We start from the raw sequence: 17,660 nt of genomic DNA on the forward strand, positions 1-17,660 counted from the left end.
CAAGATCAGGTCTCCTCGTCGCCTATTTTGTGGCCGGCCCCGCGCCGCTGCTCCGCTCCTCGGGTGGACCTACCCCGTCGTGAGTCGGGCGTGCGAGCAACGATAGCTGGAAATCTTCGATGGCTGAACGGAAGGGGCTGCGATCGGGCATCAGCGGCGTCTTCGGCCGACGCGAATGTGCTCGGAGGGGTCCATGGTGAGAATTTTGAGCAGCTGACCGGAATGCACGGCGCCGCCACTCTCCGGACACCATCGCCCTCGTTGCCCGTGCAGAGCGAGCACGCTCCATGATGGCCAGCTTCGCCGGGCAGGGCTCCTCGCCATCAAGAAGCATGCTCGATAAGAGGAGCTTCGGCATCAACGAGAGTGCGCGGCAATACGGGCTAACACGCTGTTGGATCTGACAGCCAGTCTAGCAGCGCAGAGCGTCCTTCGGCCGCTCTGCTTGCGTCGCCTGTCTGCAGCTCAACAGCACGTTCGGCGCCGGAGAGCGTAGCCGACGGTTGTTGTCGCCCAACACCTGATGCGGGGCGGGAACGCCGCGGGGCAAAGTACGTCGTCGCCGATGTCACCGCGCCGCGCCACGGAGTCGCCGGCCGGCGACGGTCGTGGTAGCGCTGCTCCTGATGGCGAAGGGCAACCGCACGGCGACGACGCGCGAGGTTCGATCCTCGCAGCGACAGCGGCGTGTTCGCGTCTACACCGCCTGGCACCCGGTGCTCGTCGCGCTCCTGGAGCACGTGCTCCCCGAGGGCTGGTACCAGTGCATCTCGGAGTTCCAGCTCGCCCGCGAGCCGCTCCGCGTCGACATCGTCATCCTCCGTCGCAGCCGTCGCGGAGCCCCACCCAGGCCGCGCCTGCTCACGAGCGTGGTGGGCGAGCTGGCCGAGCACACGCTCGTGCACTTCAAGGGGCCGACCGACGAGCTCGAGCGCGACGACGCGCGCATGCTCCTCGCGTACGCGCTCCAGTACCTCGTGGTCGCCGAGATCGAAGCTCCCGCCGCGGTCGCCCTCCGCGTGCTCGCGCCCCGCCTGACCCCGCGCTTCACCGAGGCGCTGATGTCGCTCGGCTGCGCGCTCACACCGACCGGGCCGGGCACGCACGAGGGGCGGCTCGGTGTCTTCCCGCTGCGGGTGGTGGAGACGGTGCCCGCCAACGCTCGCGAGGGCGAGCATCTGCTGTACACTGTGACCCCTGGGATGGTCGCTGACCCCGGCGGCATCCCGGCGCTCTCCCCGGCGGAGGTCGCGGTGTTCTGGGCGCTCCTGGAGCATGTCGAGCAAGTTCGACACCCCCTCCCGGGGCAGAGGAAGCGGCACATGAAGGACGAAAAGCGGGTCGTCGAGAGCTTCGAGCAGGCGCTGGCACGCCTCGTTGCGCGGCTGCCGCCCGAGCAGCGCCTCGCGGGGCTCGCCCCCGAGCAGGTGCTGCAGGCGTACGCGCCCGAGCAGCGCCTCGCGGGGCTCGCCCCCGAGCAGGTGCTGCAGGCGTACGCGCCCGAGCAGCGCCTCGCGGGGCTCGCCCCCGAGCAGCGCCTCGCCGGGCTCACCGAGGCGCAGGCGGTGCTCGCGTTGCCGGACGCGATGCTTCGTGCGTTGTCGGAGGAGTACCTCGCGACGCTGCCCCGCCAAACGCAAGCGGCGATTCAGAAGCGCCTCGGGGCGGCATCGGGGCGGCAGCCCGCGCGCCGACGAAAGACGCGCAGCGCTTCGAGATGACGCTTGGAGAACGCAAGCCGCGGTGGTGGTCGCGTGATTCGTTCTTCCTGACCGGGCGCCGAACAAGCCAATGCGGCTGCCGGTTCGGGCAACCGCGCTTCGCGCGGCAGCCCGCCCCGCAGCAGATTGGCGAGGCGTTCGGCCCGCGCTTGACCTCGGGCATGTCCAGCAGGCGTTGATGCCGGCGGCGCGCGCCTCGTTCCCGAGCTGCGTGGCGTAGGTCACGATGGAGTTGCGGAGCACCATCGCCATCTCCCGGTTGCGCAACCCGAGGATGCCGAGCAGGTCGCGCCCGCTCACCTCGTCGAGCAGCGCGCTGCCCTCGCGCAGGAAATCCTCGGCGAGGCCGATGGGCGAAAGACGGGCCTGGTGCTGCTGGGCGAGCCGGAGCAGCATGGCGAGATCGCTGGTCTCCTCGGTGAGCGTGCCGCTCGTGTTCACGTCGGCGAACTGCTCGGCGACGTCCGGCTCGAACGCGAACGCCTGGTCGGCCGGGGGGCTGCGCCGGCGCGCCCGGGGCGCGTCCCAGCAGGCCGGGGCGCGAACCCAGCAGACCGTGGAGCGCGGCCAGCGGGCCGGAGAGCGCGGCCAGCGCCGCCGAGACGGCCGGGAATCGTGCCAGCCGATCCGAGGAGGCGTACCAGCAGATCCGGGGAGCCGTACCAGCACGTCCGAGGAGGCGTACCAGCAGGTCCGGGGAGCCGTACCAGCAGGTCCGAGGAAGCGTGCCAGCCGATCCGAGGCGGCGTACCAGCAGATCCGGGGAGCCGTACCAGCACGTCTGAGGAGGCGTACCAGCAGGTCCGGGGAGCCGTACCAGCAGGTCCGGGGAGCCGTACCAGCGGGTGCTGGCACGCGTCCCGGGGTTGCTGGGGAGCCGCCGGAACGTGCTGGCACGGCGCCGGAACGTGCTGGCACGGCGCCGGGAGGTGCTGGCAGGGCGCCGGAACGTGCTGGCACGGCGCCGGTGGCACCAGCGCCGCCGCAGCCTTCTCGCGAGCGCGCCGCTCCCTCCGTTCCGCTCGGCGCCGGAACTCCCCGAGCGCGCCGTGCTCCCGATCGAGCGCGTCGCCCTCGCGCGTGCCGCCCAGGACCCGGCGCTTCGCGCACTCCCCGACCGCCTCCCCCCCGTTATCCTCAACCACGTCGCCGCGACGGCCAGCGTGATGGTCGACAGGGCCGAGCGCGTCCTGGTTGACGACGCAACCGGCGAGGTGGTCGCCGAACTGCCGGACAACGGGCGCGACGACGGTCGGATGGCGGTGGACGACGCGGGACGGCTCGTGATCCACGGCGGCGACGAGAACTTCGGTGGGGAGAGCGTGTTATCCGGGCGGGGCGGCGAAGAGTCCCCTTCGGGTGCAGCAATGCGAGCAATGCAGGATTCTATCTGGACGAAATCCTTGGGGCGAGCGGCTGTGGTGCCCGGCCTCCGTCTGCGCTCCACGGACTGCGAGGCGTAGGCCGCCGCTGCCGAGCGCGTGGTGGCCGACGCGGCGGCGCGCGACTAGGTGAGCTCGTCCCGAAATGTGCCTCGGCCGCGACGGCGATGTCGTTAGGAGCTCGACGACACCTGCCGCAGACGTTGCGGCGACGGAGCCAGTCGTTTATGTCTGGGAGGGGCCTTCCTCGGGTGGCCGGCGCTTGTCGGACGCGTTGAGAGGCCCTTCGCGACGCGCGCCAAGGTCCGGAGTGTCGTCCCCCGCGAGGAGATTTTCTCATGAGGCGCCAGGAATTGGGGAACTGGATGGCTGCCTGGATCACCCGGACGGCGGTTCGAGCGGCACCCATCGTCATCGGCGCTGCTGTCGCGGCGCCCGTCCTTGCGGGCTGCACGTTCGGCGATGACCCGCAGAGAGCTCAGCCCGTCGTCGGGAACTGGTTCAATCAGAACTGCATCCCCGTGGAGTGCATGTTCGAATGCTGCCAGGGGTGGAATTACACTACGAAACCGCTTCTCCACGGAAGAGGTTGGTATGGCCCTCAATGCGACGAAGTTCGGACAAAAAATGCTGCCTATTCGGAGTACGTCGTTCTGATGTTGCAGGCCCAGAATTGGTGCACTGAGGACTTTACCTACTTCGAATCGGGGTACTGCGCGATCGTTGATCCCCCCGACGTCATCAAAGAGTTCGGCCCCGATGGACAGCCCGTGTATTCGGGGTTGAGCTTCTTGGTCTGCCCGCCGAGGGGACAGCCAGCGGCGCACCCCATGGAGGATGTGGAGCTCATCTCCGAGGAGTGAGGGTGGTCGTGATGGTCATGCCTGCACGCCTCCTCGCGATCGCCATCATCGCCGCCTCTGCCTTCGTCCGCCCCTCAAATGTCTGCGCCCACGAGGGCCGCTGCGCGGCCCCCGAGCCTTTCAACGGGTTCTGGGGCGGTGGGCAGGTCCAGGTGAGAGAACGCGTGGCGGGAATTCCGCTCCTCGCCACGACACGCTTTTCGTACAGGCAGATCCGATACTCTCCCTGCGCCAGCGGGATGCCCGTGTTCCCCCCTGGGGTCGGCGAAGCGAGCATGAGCGTGGGGGTACCGCTCTTCGACAACCGGCGCGGCGGGTGGCTTCTACAAATGTCCGCCCGGGGGCAGGGGTCGCAGAGATCGAGCGAACCCGTGAGCGGTGTCGTCACCGGCGCACCCGCCACCGCGGGCCACATCAACCTCTGGGAGACCTCGCTGCCGTTGATCCAGCTCACGGGGGCGGTGTCGGCGGCCATCATGCCGCAGTCCTCGGACGTTCCCCTGTCGATCGCGTATCTCGGCGGTGTGCGGTTCTACGCTCTTCATGACAAACACGCGCAAGCGAACTTGGGGATCATGGTCAGCGGCAAGAATGCTGTCGTCAACGCCGTTCCCTCGCTCGCGGTCCGGGGCAGCGATCTGGAGATATGGGGTCATAAAATCGCGATCGGATTGGAGCTCCGCTCACCCATCGAGTTCTCTGGTGGCCCGATACCCGTTCGGTGGCGGCTCTGGGGCGCCTTGACCTTCGCGCTCGACAAACTGGACGATGGGAGGAGCGACCACGCGCGCGACACACAAATGCCCTGGTCTTCCTTCGATCTGGTCCGTTCACCCCTCGAAGCCGCCCCACCCACCCAGACGGCCTGGGAGATGACGTTATGATCAAGTCCGTTCATTCGTCGGGCAGCCCGAATCGTTTGCGGCACCTGCGGTGCATCTCTTGCACGTCCCCGATCAAGCTATTTCTCGTCCTGACTGCGCGGTTGAGTTTTGCTTCGTAAATTCTAGTCTTCTCTTCTTGCGTCAGATCGTCTTCGTTCAGATGTGCTGGAAGATCTGTGAATTCGGCGCACTTTTCGAAGCTACTCACCATGAGCTCGCCAACTCCTCCCTCGTCTACACATGACGCGCTGTATGTCAAGACGAACAGGAGGTTTAGGTGATCGCCGATCGCGCCGCAAACGTAGGCATTGGCCAAGGTCTCTCGTGCTCTGCATTCTTTTACCTCTTTTTGCAGTGCCTCGACCTTGGCGGTCTTCTCCAACCCGGCGTCGTCCGTTTCTCCCGGAGGAGACGTCGCCGTGGCCGGCGGGGTCGATCGAGGTTTCGCGAGCGCTCTCAGTTCTCGTCGACACGCAGCGAGCTCCCGCTTCACCTCCGCATCAGGGATGGACGCCTCGCTCTTCTCCATGGCCGGAGGTCTGCGCTCCCGCGTCACCCAGCCGACCAGCACGCCACCACCAAAGACGAGGCCGAGCACGGCCACCGCGATGAGGAGATGAACCATGAGGCCGGCGCTCTCGGGGCGTTTGCTCATGTGTCCACCTCCTAAGGCTTCGGTGCCTGCTTCATCATCGGTGGGAGTTTCGGGGGCGTCTCCGTGCACGTCCAGACGAACTCTTTCAGGCTGCGGAGCAGCTCGCCTTCCGTGAGCGTCTCACGAGCCCGGATCGCTTCCGCGACGAGGCTCGACTCTTCCTTCGTGAGGTCGCCCGAGCGAAAATCCGCGGGAATGTCCGAGAGCGCCGCGCAGCTCTCGAAGTTCTGCTCGATGAGATCGGCAGCCCTGGACTTCGGCCCGCACATCAACCCATCCTTCGGCAAAGCCATCAGCGCGCTGAACTGACGAGCCGCGGCGCTGCAAACCTCGGCGTTGACCAGGATTTCGCTCTTCCTGCACCGCTTCAGCTCCACCTCGAGCTCATCGACGGTGGCTGCTCTTTCGGGAGCGTCTTGTCGCCCTTCCCCCGGAGGCGCCTCGGCTGCCGAAACCGTCGCTCGCGGCTCCGGACGAGCTGCCAGCTGTTCTCGACATGCAGCCAGCTCTCCCCGGTCGATCCGAATCCAGGGATCCGAAGCCGGCTCCGCGCTCTTCTCCTTCGCCGGCGGCCTCCGGTCCAGGAGCGATCTTCCGACGAGCACGCCGGAGCCGAACGCAGGGACGAGCAAGACCGTCGCTGCCAGAACACGAACGGCGTGCCCCGTTTTCGTGGCGTTCTCCGTCATGAGTCGCGTCACCTCCGCCCACGACGTCGCGCCAAGATCTTCTCCGCCGCCGTGAGCGGCCGTCCCTCCGGCGCCGCGCCGCCCGCGCCCGTTGCGTGTCCGCCCCCCGGGGACGCAGGTTGGGGCCCCGCCGCCGACCCAGGTTGAGGCCTCGCGGCCGACCCAGGTTGAGGCCCCACCGTCGGCCCAGGTCGAGGCCACGAACCAGGTTGAGGCCACGACGCCGCCGACCCAGGTTGAGGTCCCGGCGCCCCCGCCGGCGGCGCTGTCCTCCCTGCCATCGTCCCCGCCGGCTCGCCTCCGCCGCGCCTGTCATCGCGCAGCGCCGCTCCCGCCTCCGCGCCCTCGCGCTGCGCGCGCCCCCGCTCCCGAGCCGACAGCAGCGCCCCCACGGTCGCACCCGCGCCGGCCGGCTGCGCGGCGGCTCCCCACCGCGCCGCGCGGAGCCGCTCTCCCGCCCGCGCGATCCACGCCGCCGCCGCCTCCGGCAGCGCGAGCCGCCGCGCCGCCACCGCGAGCAGCAGCGCGAGCGCGGCGAAAAACACCAGGTTGGGCGTCGCGTCCCGGTACGCGAAGCGCTTCGAGGCCCGATCCTCGAAGATGCCCGCGAGCGTGTCGCGCCGCTTGCCCCCGGTGAACTCCGCGATCCGCCCGAGCAGCGACAGATCGCTGCCCGTCGGGCGCAGCTCCTCGCCGGCGGTCATCGCCGCCCCCGTCGTCCCGACCGCCTCCCCCGTGAGCTCGTCCCGCGCAACCGCCACGTAGGTCCCCGGCCGCGAGAGCGGCAGCTTCGCCGTGTACGCCCCCGCGCCCGTCGCCTCGAGCGGTAGCTCTCGCGAGAAGCCGTCGGGCCCCGCGACGTGCACGACAAGCCGGCGGAACGACTGCGCACGCCCGTCGTCGCCGATCACGCTCGCCCGCACCGACAGCTCGCCGCCCGACGCGTCCGCCTCCAGGCGCACGCGCGGATCCTCCTCCTTGCGCGTCACGTCGCGCGCGGCCTGCGCGATCATCCGCGCCGCGCCGGGCCAGCGCGTCCACGCGGCGCCCCAGCGGCCCTTGAGATCGCTCGTGAACGCGGCGGCCCGGCCGAGCCCCGCCGACCACACAGCGAGCACCGGATCACCCTCCGGCCCGGACAGCAGCACCGTCGATCGGCTCTTGGGGACCGTCACCACGTAGCCTCCGAGCGCCGGCGCCTCGCCGAACGGCACGCCGGCGGTGATCGACGACGGCGCGCCCAGCGCCACGTGGAACGGCTCCTCCACGATCGCGCTCTTCGCCGCCATGATGGTCTCCTGCGTGAACACCGCGGGCAGCCGCGTGGCGTCCTCGACGAGATAGAAGCGCCCTCCGCCGATGCGCGACAGCGCCTCGAGCTCCGGCACGTCGTTGCCCTGGCCCAGCGCCACGACGCTCGTCGTCGTCCCGCGGCGCATCGCCGCCTCCACCATCGCGCGGCACGGCCCCATGTTCTCCGCGTCCGACCCGTCGGCGAAGAGCAGCACGTGCTTCAGGCTCGAGGTGTCCCGGTCGAGCGCCTGGTACGCCGCCTCGAGGGTGATGTCGACGTAGATGCCGCCGCCGCCCGGGCCCACGGCGCGGATCGCCTTGTCGATCGCGGCGCCGTTCGTGACCGGCCCGAGCGGCACGCTCCACCGCACCGCCGTGTCGACGTGCGCGACGCCGAGCCGATCGCCGGCGCCGAGCAGCGAGGCCGACCGGGCGGCGGCCTCGTTGGCGAGCTCGAGCTTCGTGTGGGCGCCGGCGGTCGCCGCCATCGACCCGGAGATGTCGATGCCGATCACCTCGGCCAGGCTCGCCCGCCGCCGCTCCTGCTTCAGGTCGAACGCGACGGGCGAGATCTCCTCGAGCGGCGTCCGCGCATAGCCGCCCGGCCCCATGCTCCGATCGCCGCCCATCAGGATGAGCCCGCCGCCGAGATCGCGGACGTAGCTCGCGAGCGCGTCGATCTGGCCCGGCGAGAGATCCGACGCGCGGATGTCGCTGAGCACCACGACGTCGTAGCCGGCGAGCTCCCCGAGATCGGCGGGGACGCGGCTCAGGCCGCCCTCGTCCACGCGGAACGCGCCGTCCGCGAGCGCCCGCGCGATGAACGCGCCCTGCCCGGCGTCGCCCTCCAGCACGAGGGCCGCTGCGGCCCCGCGGACGCGCAGGAACGCGCTCGCCGCGTTGTCCTCGGCGGCCTCGTCGAGCCTCGGATCCTTCGCGGTGATCTCGACGTCGTAGCGGTGCAGCCCGGGCCCCGGCGCCTTCTCCCGGATGCGCAGCACGTCTTCTCCCGCGGCGATCGAGGCCTCGGTGCGGGCGATGAGCTCGCCGTCGCGGCGGAGGCGGATCTCGACCTCGGCCGGGGACGGCGACGAGGTGACGAGCCGCAGATCGAGCGCCTCGCCCTCGTCGGCCCGCGCGGGCGCGCGGAGGGCGACCACGCGGACGTCGGGGACGAGCCGCTGCTCCAGCGGGATCACGTCGACAGGGAGGCCGGCGGCGACGGCGGCGGCCGCCGCGGCCATCGTGTCGCCGCGGGTCGCGACGCCGTCGCTGAGCAGCACGACGCGCGCCGCGGAGTCCGGCGGCACCTCGGCGAGCGCGCGCCGGATGCCGGCAGCGAGGTCCGTCCCGTCGCGGCCGAGCGCGACCCGCTGCGGGGCCGCGAGCTGCGAGCGCGGGCGCGGCGGATCCTCGGTCGCCGCGCCCGCGGCGAACGCGATGGTGGCGATCCGATCGTCCTCGCGCATGCCGAGCTCGGCGACGGAGAGCTCCTGCGCGACGCGCCGGTCGGCGCTCGGCACGAGGTCGATCGAGCGGCTGCGATCGATTGCGACCAGGACGGTGAGCCGGTCGAGTGGCCGGCCAAGCTCTGGCCCGGCCGCGGCCATGGCTGCGGCGAACGCGGCGAAGGGGGCGAGGAGGTCGCCGAGCCGCGAGCGCCACGCCCCCTGCCGGCGGGCGTGCGCCGAGGCGAGCGCGAGCGCGAGGTACCGGAGCGCGATGAACGACGTGGCGCCCAGCGCGAGCAGCGCGCCCCAGGGCCGCGCGAGCCGGAGATAGGCGTCCGGGAGCAGGCCGCACCAGACGAGGCCCACGTAGAGCGCCGGCAGGGCGCCAGCCACCATCCAGCCGAGCAGGATCGGGCGGCGGAGCGCGCCGCGCCGGAGGGCGAGGCGCAGCAGCGCCGCGAAGACGAGCGCGCCGGCGAGCGTGGCGGCGTAGGGGAGGGCGCGCAGCGCCGCCGCCGGGATCAGGGACGCCTCCGTTCGGTCCGCATGCGGGGGAGCCGCAGTAAATCATCTTTACGGGGGCCCGGGGACGCCGCTTCGGCGGGTGTGGCCGAGTGCCCCATCGGCGAAGCCATGGGGCGTCTCTGTCGGTGTCGTGCGGGTTTCATGGGGCGCTCCGGCGCATCGGAGCACCTTTCCATGTTTGTCAGGGATGGCACGCTGTCTGCTTGAGCGCGGTCATGGGTGCGGCGAGGCCGCGCAGCCGGGGCAGGAGACATCATGTCGCGCATCGAGACCACGGACACCTGGAGCGGCACGAACGGCGGCACATGGGATCTCGATGGGGGGTTCGGCGAGCCCGCGCGCAGCGCGCACTACCAGGAGGGGGATCTCGTCGCGGGCAAGTACCGGCTGGTCCGCAGGATCGGCGAGGGGGCGATGGGCACGGTCTGGGTCGCGACGCACGTGGCGCTCGGGTCGGAGGTCGCGATCAAGCTGATGCGGCCCGAGCTCCGGTCGCCGGAGCTCGCGGAGTACTTCGTCCGCGAGGCGCGCGCCGCGGGCCGGCTGAACCACGCGGAGGTCGTCCGGATCTTCGATCTCGGCGAGACCGCGGCGGGGGACCCCTACCTGGTGATGGAGCTCATCGAGGGCGAGTCGCTGAGGAGCGCGCTCTCGCGCGAGGCGGCGCTGACGCCGGAGCGGGCGATCGCGCTGCTGCTCCCGGTCGCGGGCGCGATGCACGCGGTGCACGAGAAGGGGGTCGTCCACCGCGACCTCAAGCCGGACAACGTGATGCTGGTGCGCCACGGCGGCGGCCGGCTCCAGCCGAAGATCGTCGATTTCGGCGTCGCGAAGATCGTCTCCGAGCGCGAGGCGAGCCAGGCATCGGCGGCGTTCGAGGTCTTCGGAACCCCGGACTACATGCCGCCGGAGCAGGTCCTCGCGGTCCCTGACATCGATCGCCGCGCCGATATCTGGTCGCTCTGCGCGATGCTGTACGAGCTCCTGTCGGGCCGGCCCCCGTTCTCATCAAGGAACGCGCTGGACGGCCTGCGGGCGGTGCTGCAGGACGCGGTGCCGTCGCTCGTCGACACGTGCGGCCTCGACGCGGAGCTCTGGGCGATCGTGGAGCGCGGGCTGCGGAAGGAGCCGTCCTTGCGCTGGTCGAGCATGCGCGAGCTCGGCGAGGCGCTCGCGGCGTGGCTCCGGGCGCGGGGCGTCCGGGAGGACGCGCGCGGCGTGTCGCTCGAGGGGGAGTGGCTTCCTTGCGAGGAGCCCTGTGTGCCTGCGGGCAATGGCGCGACGCCGCGCGTTTCCTGGGTGGAGGAGCGGAGCCGGCCGAGCCGCCGGTGGTCGTCGCGCCGCCGGGTGCACCGGGTGTCCCGGGGCCGGCCACACGGCGAGCAGGCGGCCTGCCCTTGAGCGCCCATGAAGCGGCCGGCGCCCGCCATGCGAGCGCGGGTCATTGCGACGGCTGACCCGTGCGCAGCGGGCCACCTCGCGAGGTGGGCCAGAGCATGCAATTGGCCGCCGAGCCCGGGATCGTGAAGACATCCATCCCGTGCTCGAAGGTCTGCACGAAGACCTCGAGCTGGCCGTCTCCGTCGAGATCACCCACCGCCGGAGCGGCGGGCGCGCCGTTGCCGTTGCCGTTGCTGCCGGGGTTCGGCAGGGGCACGTCGTGCAGGACCGCGCCGTTCGCGCCGAGGATCACGAGGTTGCCCGAGTCGAGCACGTCGGGAGCGCCATAGGTCGCCAGCAAGACCTCGGGTGATCCGTCCTGGTTCAGGTCGGCCACGGTGGCCTCGGTCGCGAACATGATCGATTTGCCGTGCATGTAGTTGTACCGCCACAGGAGCGACGCATCGGGGCCGAACGCATAGAGGTAGCCGTCGTTCATCGGGACGATGATCTCGGGCCGCGCGTCCCCCTGGACGTTCACCGTCGTCGGCGAGGGCACGCCGTTCGGCGGGTAATAACCGTCGATCGCGAGCGGCCTCTCGCCGCGCGGGAGCGTCTCCCACCCGGGTTTGCGCATCGCCGATCGGCTGCCGTCGCCGTGCGCGCCCTCGAGCACCATCACCGCATACGCCTGCGTCTCGTAGGGCTCGTGCATCTCGACGTTCGGTACGCCGACGACCTCGTTCCGCCCGTCCCCGTCGAGATCGACCACGTTCGGCGGCGATGCGGTCCACTGCAGCCACTCGGCGGAGCTCGGGTGCGGCCATGTCCCGGTATGGAGATGATAGTGGTCGCCCTCCACCTTCGGGTCCGCCCAGCGGATGAATTGGCCCCAGGTCAGCGGCTGATCGGCGAAGGCCTCCTCGCGATTCTTGAAATACGGCGCGGTGTCGATCGCCACGCCGTCGTGGTTGAACGCCTGGATGTGGTGGTTGTCGTAGGTGGCCAGGATCTCGAGCTCCGGGTCGTCGTCGATGTCGCCGATGCCGACGTTGAGCCCATAACACCCGTACCCCGAGTGCCCCATACCGTTGCGATCGGCGTCGTTCCCCGGGCCGCTCTGGTTGTTGTACCGAGGCCAGGCCGCGAAGGCGGCGCCTGCGGGCTCATAGAGCGACCCATCCGCGCTGAAGACGAAGACCTGCGCGCCGCCGTCCTCGGTGGTCGCGGTCTGGGTCGTCGTCGCCACCACCTCGATGGTGCCGTCGCCGTCGAGATCCGCCGCGGCGAGCCCGCGCACCTCGGGGGCGCTGCCGGCCGTGGTGGTGTCCACCGGCCACCCGGCTTTCGGCGCGAGCCCGTCGTTCCATTCGAATGCGAAGACCTGGTGACCGTTGCCATAAACGATGTCGATCGCGCCGTCGCCCTCGAGATCGGCGACCACGTGCGGCGCATAGATCCGGTCTTCCCCGACCTCGGCGCGATCGATCTCCTTCCCGTGCGAGTCGAAGACGAAGAGCGAATAGTAAGCGGCGATGAGCTCGTTCTGACCGTCGCCGTCGAGGTCCATCACCACAGGCGACGCGTACCAGCTCGTCTGCCCGGGCAGGACCATCCGGTGCTCGGGCGCCTGCACCTCGCCGGCGCTCGTGCCCACCTCGCAGATCGGGTTGCGCGTGCCGCCCGTGCTGCCCCTGCCGCCGCCGGCGCCGCTCGCGCCATCCCCGATCTCGCCCCCGGCGCAGGCTGCCGCGAGCAGCGCGAGGAGCAACGCCGCGCTGCCGAGAGGCCACGCACCCAGGCCGGTGCGCGCGGCCCATGGTGAAGGGGGCGGGTCCTGAGGTCCGGCGGGGAACCCGCGACCGGAACGGCACGGGTGGTCCTGGGTAATCATGGGTCCTCCGGGGAATGCGCCCGCGGGCGACGCCCGCCGGTGGAAAAGGACAGGAGCCAAGCTCATCGAGATTACCAGGAACCTTCAGAGCCGGGGATACGAGAGTCCACCCGAGGGGAGATTCACCGGATCGCTGTGAGGGTGGTTGTCCAGAGCAGGGTGTGGTTCGTCGTCCGGGGGTGCGCCCCGCCCCTCAAACAGGGATTCGCGTGCATCGGCGAGCTCGTCGAGCTCGTCGAGCTCATCGAGCACATTGCGCCCCTGCAACCGCAGTGTTCACGACCGTAGTGGCACGCGCGTGAAATACCAGACGTCGAAGAGCACGAAGCCGAGCGCCGCCAGCGCGAGCAGCCAGGTCCATTCGACGTGGGCGTCCGGCTGTCCCGCCGCGCTGGAGACGGCGACCTCGCCGCCTCCCTCCGCGACGAGCGGCCTCGGCGTGAGGTCGCTCTCGGCGACGCTCGTGAGGTTCGCCGGCACGACGACGGACCCGGCCTGCGGTCCCTGCCAGGCGAGGCGGTAGAAGCCGGCGCGGGGTGTCTCCGCGATCACCGCGACGCCTGCGCGCTGCGCGACCTCGAGCCGCTCGCCTGCAGGGCCGGTGGCCTGGAGGTCCCGCGCGGTCGCGGGGACGCTCACGCGCAGCGGCTCGCCGGTGCGCGCGGGGCCTGTGATGCCGTGGGCGCGGTGGGCTCGCGCCTGCTCGAGCAGGTTGCGCACGAAGAGCACGAAGGACGCCTTGAGCGGCCAGTCGCTCTCGCCGACGTCGAAGCCGAGCAGCGTGCCTGTCCGCGAGGCGGTGGAGATGTCGGTCGCGATCGTGCCCTCCTGGGCGCGGATCAGCTCCTGCGTCGCCGCTTCCGGCTTGAGGGACGAGGCCGCGCGGAGGTTCACGCCGTCCAGCGTCAGGAAGCGCAGCCGCGGATCCGCCGTGTCCCACGACGTGAGCGTGGGGCGCTCGAGCGTCTGCCCGACGAGCGTGCCGGCGCAGCGCCCGGGCGGCGGGTTCACGATCAGCAGATCGCCCCCCGGAGGATCGGGCGGGCACGCCCCGTCGATCACAACGAACGTGTCGGGATCGAGCCCGGGCTTCCCGAGCAGATCCCCGAGCGCGCCCGAGGTCACCGAGGTCATCGGGTCGGACGCGAGCGCCCGCTCGAGCCAGACGGAGCCGCCGGAGGGCGCTCCCGCCTGCGTGCCCGGGGGCTCGCCGCCCTGGCCCCTGCCGGCCGACGCGAGGAACACCGGGAGCTTGTCGCCGGCCGGCACCCTCCCGTAGGCGACGTCGTCGAGCGGCATCGCGTCGCGCGGCGAGAGCTCGAAGACGAGCCCCTTGCGGTAGTCGCCGGGCGACGGGCGGAACGTGACGACGACCGGGAGGCGCTCGCCCGGCTTGACCAGCACCCGCCGCGAGCCGAGCACGTCCGACGCGTTGTCCTGCCGCATCGTCACGTACACGTCGCGCGGCTGCGCCCCGAAGTTCGCGACCACGAGGAAGGCCTGCACCTCCTCGCGATGCTCCGACCGCTCGCCGTCCGCGCCGCTCGCGTCACCCGCTGCGCTCCCGGAGCGCACGTCGACGCGGACGATGGCGGCGTTGTCGACCGGATCACCCACGGTGATGACCTCTACCGGCAGCGACGCGCCGCGCAGCGAGGCGGGGCGGGCGAGGTTGCCGTCGGTGATCGCGACGACCCGTCGGGCGCCGCCGAGCTGGCGGAGCCGGTCGATCCCGAGCGCCACCGCGGCCCCGAGATCGCCCTCGACGTCGCGCGCCGCGATGGGATCGATCGCCGCCTTGAGCCGGACGAGATCGCGATCGAGCGCCGCGACGAGGCGCGCGTCGCGCCCCGCCTCGACGATCAGCGCGTCGCTGCCCGGGGCGAGGCCGGCGAGGAGGTCCCTGGCGAGCTGCTTCGCGAGCTGGATGCGCGTTGTCGCCTCGCCGGCCGGCCCTCGAGCGGCCGCGGACATCGAGGCGCTCGTGTCGAGGACGATCGCCACGTGATCGCCGGTGAGCTCGCGCCCGCGCGAGGCGGGGCGGGCGAGGGCGAGCGCGAGGAGCGCGAGCGCGAGCGCCTGCAGGATGAGCGGCAGCTGGGCGATGAGCTTCCTGAACGGCGCGCGCGCCATGAGGTCGCGCTGCGCGGCGGCCCAGAGCCACGTCGAGGGGACGCGCCGGCGGCTCCGCTTGATCTTGAGGATGTAGAGCAGGACGAGCGGGCCGAGCAGCGCGAGCAGCCACAGGCCGCCGGGCGAGAGCAGCGCGAGCGGAGCGCCCGCGGAGGCCTGTGCGAGCGGGGCGGCCACGTCAGTCGACGCCCCTCGCGACGAAGCGGCGGACGGCGCCCTCGAGCGGCTCGTCGCTCCGCGCGCGCACGTACGTCGCGCCGTGGCGGCGGGCGAAGGCGCGCAGCGCCTCGCACAGGCCGGCGAAGCGGGCCGCGTAGGCGGCGAGGGCCGCGGCGTCCAGGGTCACGTCGACGAGCGCCCCGGTCTCGGCGTCCTCGAGCGTCAGGTCGCCCTCGAAGCTCGGCTCGAGCTCGTCGGCGGCGACGACCTGGAGGGCCGCGACGTCGTGGCCGGCCTGCGCCGCGCGCCCGAGCGCGGCGGTGACCGGGCCGGGGTCGAAGAAGTCGGAGACGACGCAGAGGAGGCCTGGCCGGGCGCTCTGCCGCACGACGGCGTCGATGGCGCGCGCGAGGTGCGTCCCGCCGGAGGCCCTCACGCCGTCGAGGGCGCGGAGGAGCGCGGCGAGCCCCGCGCGCCCGCGCACCGGCGCGTGCTCGCGGGCGATGCCGTCGCCCGCCACGAAGAGCTGCGCGCGCTCCGAGCGCGCGAGCGACATGTACCCGATCGCCGCCGCGAGCCGGCGGGCCGCGTCGAGCTTCGTCGGCTCGCCGAAGTCGAGGGACGCCGACGCGTCGCACACGATGCGGGCGATGACGTCCTCCTCGGCGCGGAACAGCTTGAGCACCGGCTCCCCGGTGCGGGCGTAGGCGGCCCAGTCGATCCGCCGCATGTCGTCGCCGGGCGCGTACGCCCGGTGCTCCTTGAACTCGGCCGAGCCGCCGCGGCGCCGCGCGAGGTGCTCGCCGGCGCCGCCGGAGCGGGCGCGGATCTCGAGCCGCCGCTGGAGCACCTCGAGCTCGCGGACGAAGCTCGCGCCGAGGAGCGGCTCGGGGGACGAGGGGACCATCGGAGAGGAGTAGACATCGGCGCGGGCGGCGGTGCCAGCGGGGTCGCGGACGAGCGGCGGCCCGCGCTCGCCAGGAGCGCCGGCCGCGCCCGGCCCGCGGTCGCCGTGGTCGCCCCGCGCGCCGAGACAGACCGCCACGGTGGGGCAGAGCACCCCGTTCGTGCTCGGCGTGGCCGACAGGACCCCCGTCCGCAGGCGCGCCGCTGCGCCGTGGCTCGCTTTATGCGAGCCAGCGCGGTGGTTCAGCTGTCTGTGCGCCGGCCCGGCCGGCAGAGCCGCCGAGCGCCCCGTACCGATGTGTCACCCGAAAGGAGGCACCGTGAAGGCCCTGGTTTTCCACAAACCTTCGGACGTCCGCGTCGAGGACGTCCCGGATCCCCGGATCGAGGAGCCCACCGACGTCATCGTGCGCGTCACCGCGACAGCGATCTGCGGCTCGGATCTGCACATCTACAACGGCTTCTTCCCCCAGGCGAAGCCCATGGTGCTCGGCCATGAGTTCATGGGCGTCGTCGAGGAGGTCGGCCCGCAGGTCACGAAGCTGCGGAAGGGCGACAGGGTCGTTGTCCCGTTCCCCATCGCGTGCGGGCGCTGTTTCTTCTGTCAGGCGGAGCTCCCCGTCCATTGCGAGAGCTCCAATCCCAAGCACTACGGCCCCGAGGGCGGCACGCTCGAGGGCAAGGGCGGCGCCCTCTTCGGGTACACGGACATCTACGGCGGTTACAACGGAGGTCAGGCCGAGTACGTGCGCGTCCCTTACGCCGACTTCGGGCCACGGAGGGTGCCTGAGCGCCTCACCGACGAGCAGGTCCTCTTCACGACCGACATCCTCCCCACCGGCTGGACGGCGATCGAGTGGGCCGAGCTCAAGGGGGGAGAGACGGTCGCCGTGTTCGGATGCGGGCCTGTCGGCCTCGCGACCATGAAGTGCGCGTGGCTCCGCGGCGCGGCGCGCGTCATCGGCGTCGATCGGGAAGAGTACCGCCTGACGAAGGCCCGCGAGATCGCCAAGGCCGAGACCGTCAACGTCGACAAGGTCGACGCCGTCGAGGCGATCCGCGCGATGACGGGCGGGCGAGGCGCGGACGTGTGCGTCGATGCGGTCGGGATGGAGGCCCACCGCGGCCTCCTCGAGAAGGCCTCCAGCGCCCTTCACGGCCAGGTCGGGACGATATCGGCCCTCCGGCTCGCCCTGAGCGCCGTGCGCCGGGGCGGGGTCGTGCCGATCGTTGGGGTCTACGGCGTGTCCTATGACAACTTCCCGCTGGGCCAGCTCTTCGACAAGGGCCTGAAGCTCCGCGCCGGCCAGGCGCTGGCGCACAACTACATCGACCGGATCCTCAAGCACATCGAGGACGGCCACCTCCGGGCGGACGACATCATCACCCACCGCCTGCCGCTCTCGCGCGCCCCGCACGGCTACGAGATCTTCAACAAGAAGCGCGACGACTGCGTCAAGGTCGTCCTCAGGCCCTGACGTAGCGCGCAGATCGCCCCTCCGGCGCTCGTCCGGCGCGCCGTCATGCGCCCTCTGCCCGTCGAACACCGCCATCACGCCCCCTCGTCGGAGCGATGCTCCGCCGGTCGAACCGGCGCTCGGGAGCGGCCCACGCGCTCGGGCGGCGCGAACACGCGAACCATGGCCCGCCGCAGCCGTGATGCCTGACACCGGCGTCAGGGGCGCGCGGCCGCGGTGCTGTGTAATTTGTTGAATTCATGTTTGT

General features: G+C 71.5%; 12 protein-coding genes. 6 read left to right on the plus strand and 6 right to left on the minus strand.

The window, feature by feature from the left end; all coding sequences use genetic code 11:
* Window positions 1-626 precede the first annotated feature (626 nt).
* From WMF29_RS02610 to WMF29_RS02625, 4 genes are all read left to right on the plus strand, one after another.
* A complete protein-coding gene (locus tag WMF29_RS02610; protein ID WP_437327317.1) occupies window positions 627-1,721 on the plus strand; it encodes a hypothetical protein in 1,095 nt (364 codons plus the stop codon).
* Window positions 1,722-2,770: 1,049 nt separating this feature from the next.
* On the plus strand, window positions 2,771-3,184 hold the full coding sequence (locus WMF29_RS02615; RefSeq protein WP_437327318.1) for a hypothetical protein: 414 nt from the start codon (window positions 2,771-2,773) through the stop codon (window positions 3,182-3,184).
* Between the two features lie 257 nt (window positions 3,185-3,441).
* Window positions 3,442-3,966 carry a hypothetical protein gene (locus WMF29_RS02620; protein ID WP_437327319.1) on the plus strand — a complete coding sequence of 175 codons (525 nt, stop codon included), beginning with the start codon at window positions 3,442-3,444 and terminating at the stop codon, window positions 3,964-3,966.
* Between the two features lie 2 nt (window positions 3,967-3,968).
* Complete coding sequence (locus WMF29_RS02625; protein WP_437327320.1) at window positions 3,969-4,850, plus strand: hypothetical protein; 882 nt, start codon at window positions 3,969-3,971, stop codon at window positions 4,848-4,850.
* 10 nt (window positions 4,851-4,860) lie between these two features.
* Here the strand turns inward: WMF29_RS02625 and WMF29_RS02630 are convergent, their stop codons facing one another.
* From WMF29_RS02630 to WMF29_RS02640, 3 genes are all read right to left on the minus strand, one after another.
* On the minus strand, window positions 4,861-5,505 hold the full coding sequence (locus tag WMF29_RS02630) for a hypothetical protein (RefSeq protein WP_437327321.1): 645 nt from the start codon (window positions 5,503-5,505) through the stop codon (window positions 4,861-4,863).
* 11 nt (window positions 5,506-5,516) lie between these two features.
* The gene (locus tag WMF29_RS02635; protein ID WP_437327322.1) at window positions 5,517-5,774 is read right to left on the minus strand and encodes a hypothetical protein; all 258 of its coding nucleotides are present in this window, start codon (window positions 5,772-5,774) and stop codon (window positions 5,517-5,519) included.
* Between the two features lie 428 nt (window positions 5,775-6,202).
* Complete coding sequence (locus WMF29_RS02640; protein ID WP_437327323.1) at window positions 6,203-9,334, minus strand: VWA domain-containing protein; 3,132 nt, start codon at window positions 9,332-9,334, stop codon at window positions 6,203-6,205.
* 384 nt (window positions 9,335-9,718) lie between these two features.
* Between WMF29_RS02640 and WMF29_RS02645 the strand changes: the two genes are divergently transcribed.
* A complete protein-coding gene (locus WMF29_RS02645; protein WP_437327324.1) occupies window positions 9,719-10,864 on the plus strand; it encodes a serine/threonine-protein kinase in 1,146 nt (381 codons plus the stop codon).
* Between the two features lie 40 nt (window positions 10,865-10,904).
* Here the strand turns inward: WMF29_RS02645 and WMF29_RS02650 are convergent, their stop codons facing one another.
* The 3 genes from WMF29_RS02650 to WMF29_RS02660 form a co-directional block, all read right to left on the minus strand.
* On the minus strand, window positions 10,905-12,737 hold the full coding sequence (locus WMF29_RS02650; RefSeq protein WP_437327325.1) for an FG-GAP repeat domain-containing protein: 1,833 nt from the start codon (window positions 12,735-12,737) through the stop codon (window positions 10,905-10,907).
* A 276-nt stretch (window positions 12,738-13,013) separates the two neighbouring features.
* Complete coding sequence (locus tag WMF29_RS02655; RefSeq protein ID WP_437327326.1) at window positions 13,014-15,047, minus strand: vWA domain-containing protein; 2,034 nt, start codon at window positions 15,045-15,047, stop codon at window positions 13,014-13,016.
* Window position 15,048: 1 nt separating this feature from the next.
* Window positions 15,049-16,089, minus strand: coding sequence for a DUF58 domain-containing protein (locus tag WMF29_RS02660; protein ID WP_437327327.1), 1,041 nt, complete (start codon window positions 16,087-16,089; stop codon window positions 15,049-15,051).
* 166 nt (window positions 16,090-16,255) lie between these two features.
* Between WMF29_RS02660 and WMF29_RS02665 the strand changes: the two genes are divergently transcribed.
* On the plus strand, window positions 16,256-17,413 hold the full coding sequence (locus tag WMF29_RS02665; protein ID WP_437327328.1) for a zinc-dependent alcohol dehydrogenase: 1,158 nt from the start codon (window positions 16,256-16,258) through the stop codon (window positions 17,411-17,413).
* Window positions 17,414-17,660: the final 247 nt, after the last annotated feature.

The organism is Sorangium sp. So ce381 (assembly GCF_051473845.1).
Classification (GTDB): Bacteria; Myxococcota_A; Polyangia; order Polyangiales; family Polyangiaceae; genus Sorangium; species Sorangium atrum.

Excerpts from the sequence above, each read along its gene's own strand:
- WMF29_RS02610 (WP_437327317.1), top strand. The coding sequence starts at position 627 with ATGGCGAAGGGCAACCGCACGGCGACGACGCGCGAGGTTCGATCCTCG.
- WMF29_RS02650 (WP_437327325.1), bottom strand. The coding sequence starts at position 12,737 with ATGATTACCCAGGACCACCCGTGCCGTTCCGGTCGCGGGTTCCCCGCC.
- WMF29_RS02640 (WP_437327323.1), bottom strand. The coding sequence starts at position 9,334 with ATGGTGGCTGGCGCCCTGCCGGCGCTCTACGTGGGCCTCGTCTGGTGC.
- WMF29_RS02645 (WP_437327324.1), top strand. The coding sequence starts at position 9,719 with ATGTCGCGCATCGAGACCACGGACACCTGGAGCGGCACGAACGGCGGC.
- WMF29_RS02620 (WP_437327319.1), top strand. The coding sequence starts at position 3,442 with ATGAGGCGCCAGGAATTGGGGAACTGGATGGCTGCCTGGATCACCCGG.
- WMF29_RS02635 (WP_437327322.1), bottom strand. The coding sequence starts at position 5,774 with ATGTGCGGGCCGAAGTCCAGGGCTGCCGATCTCATCGAGCAGAACTTC.
- WMF29_RS02630 (WP_437327321.1), bottom strand. The coding sequence starts at position 5,505 with ATGAGCAAACGCCCCGAGAGCGCCGGCCTCATGGTTCATCTCCTCATC.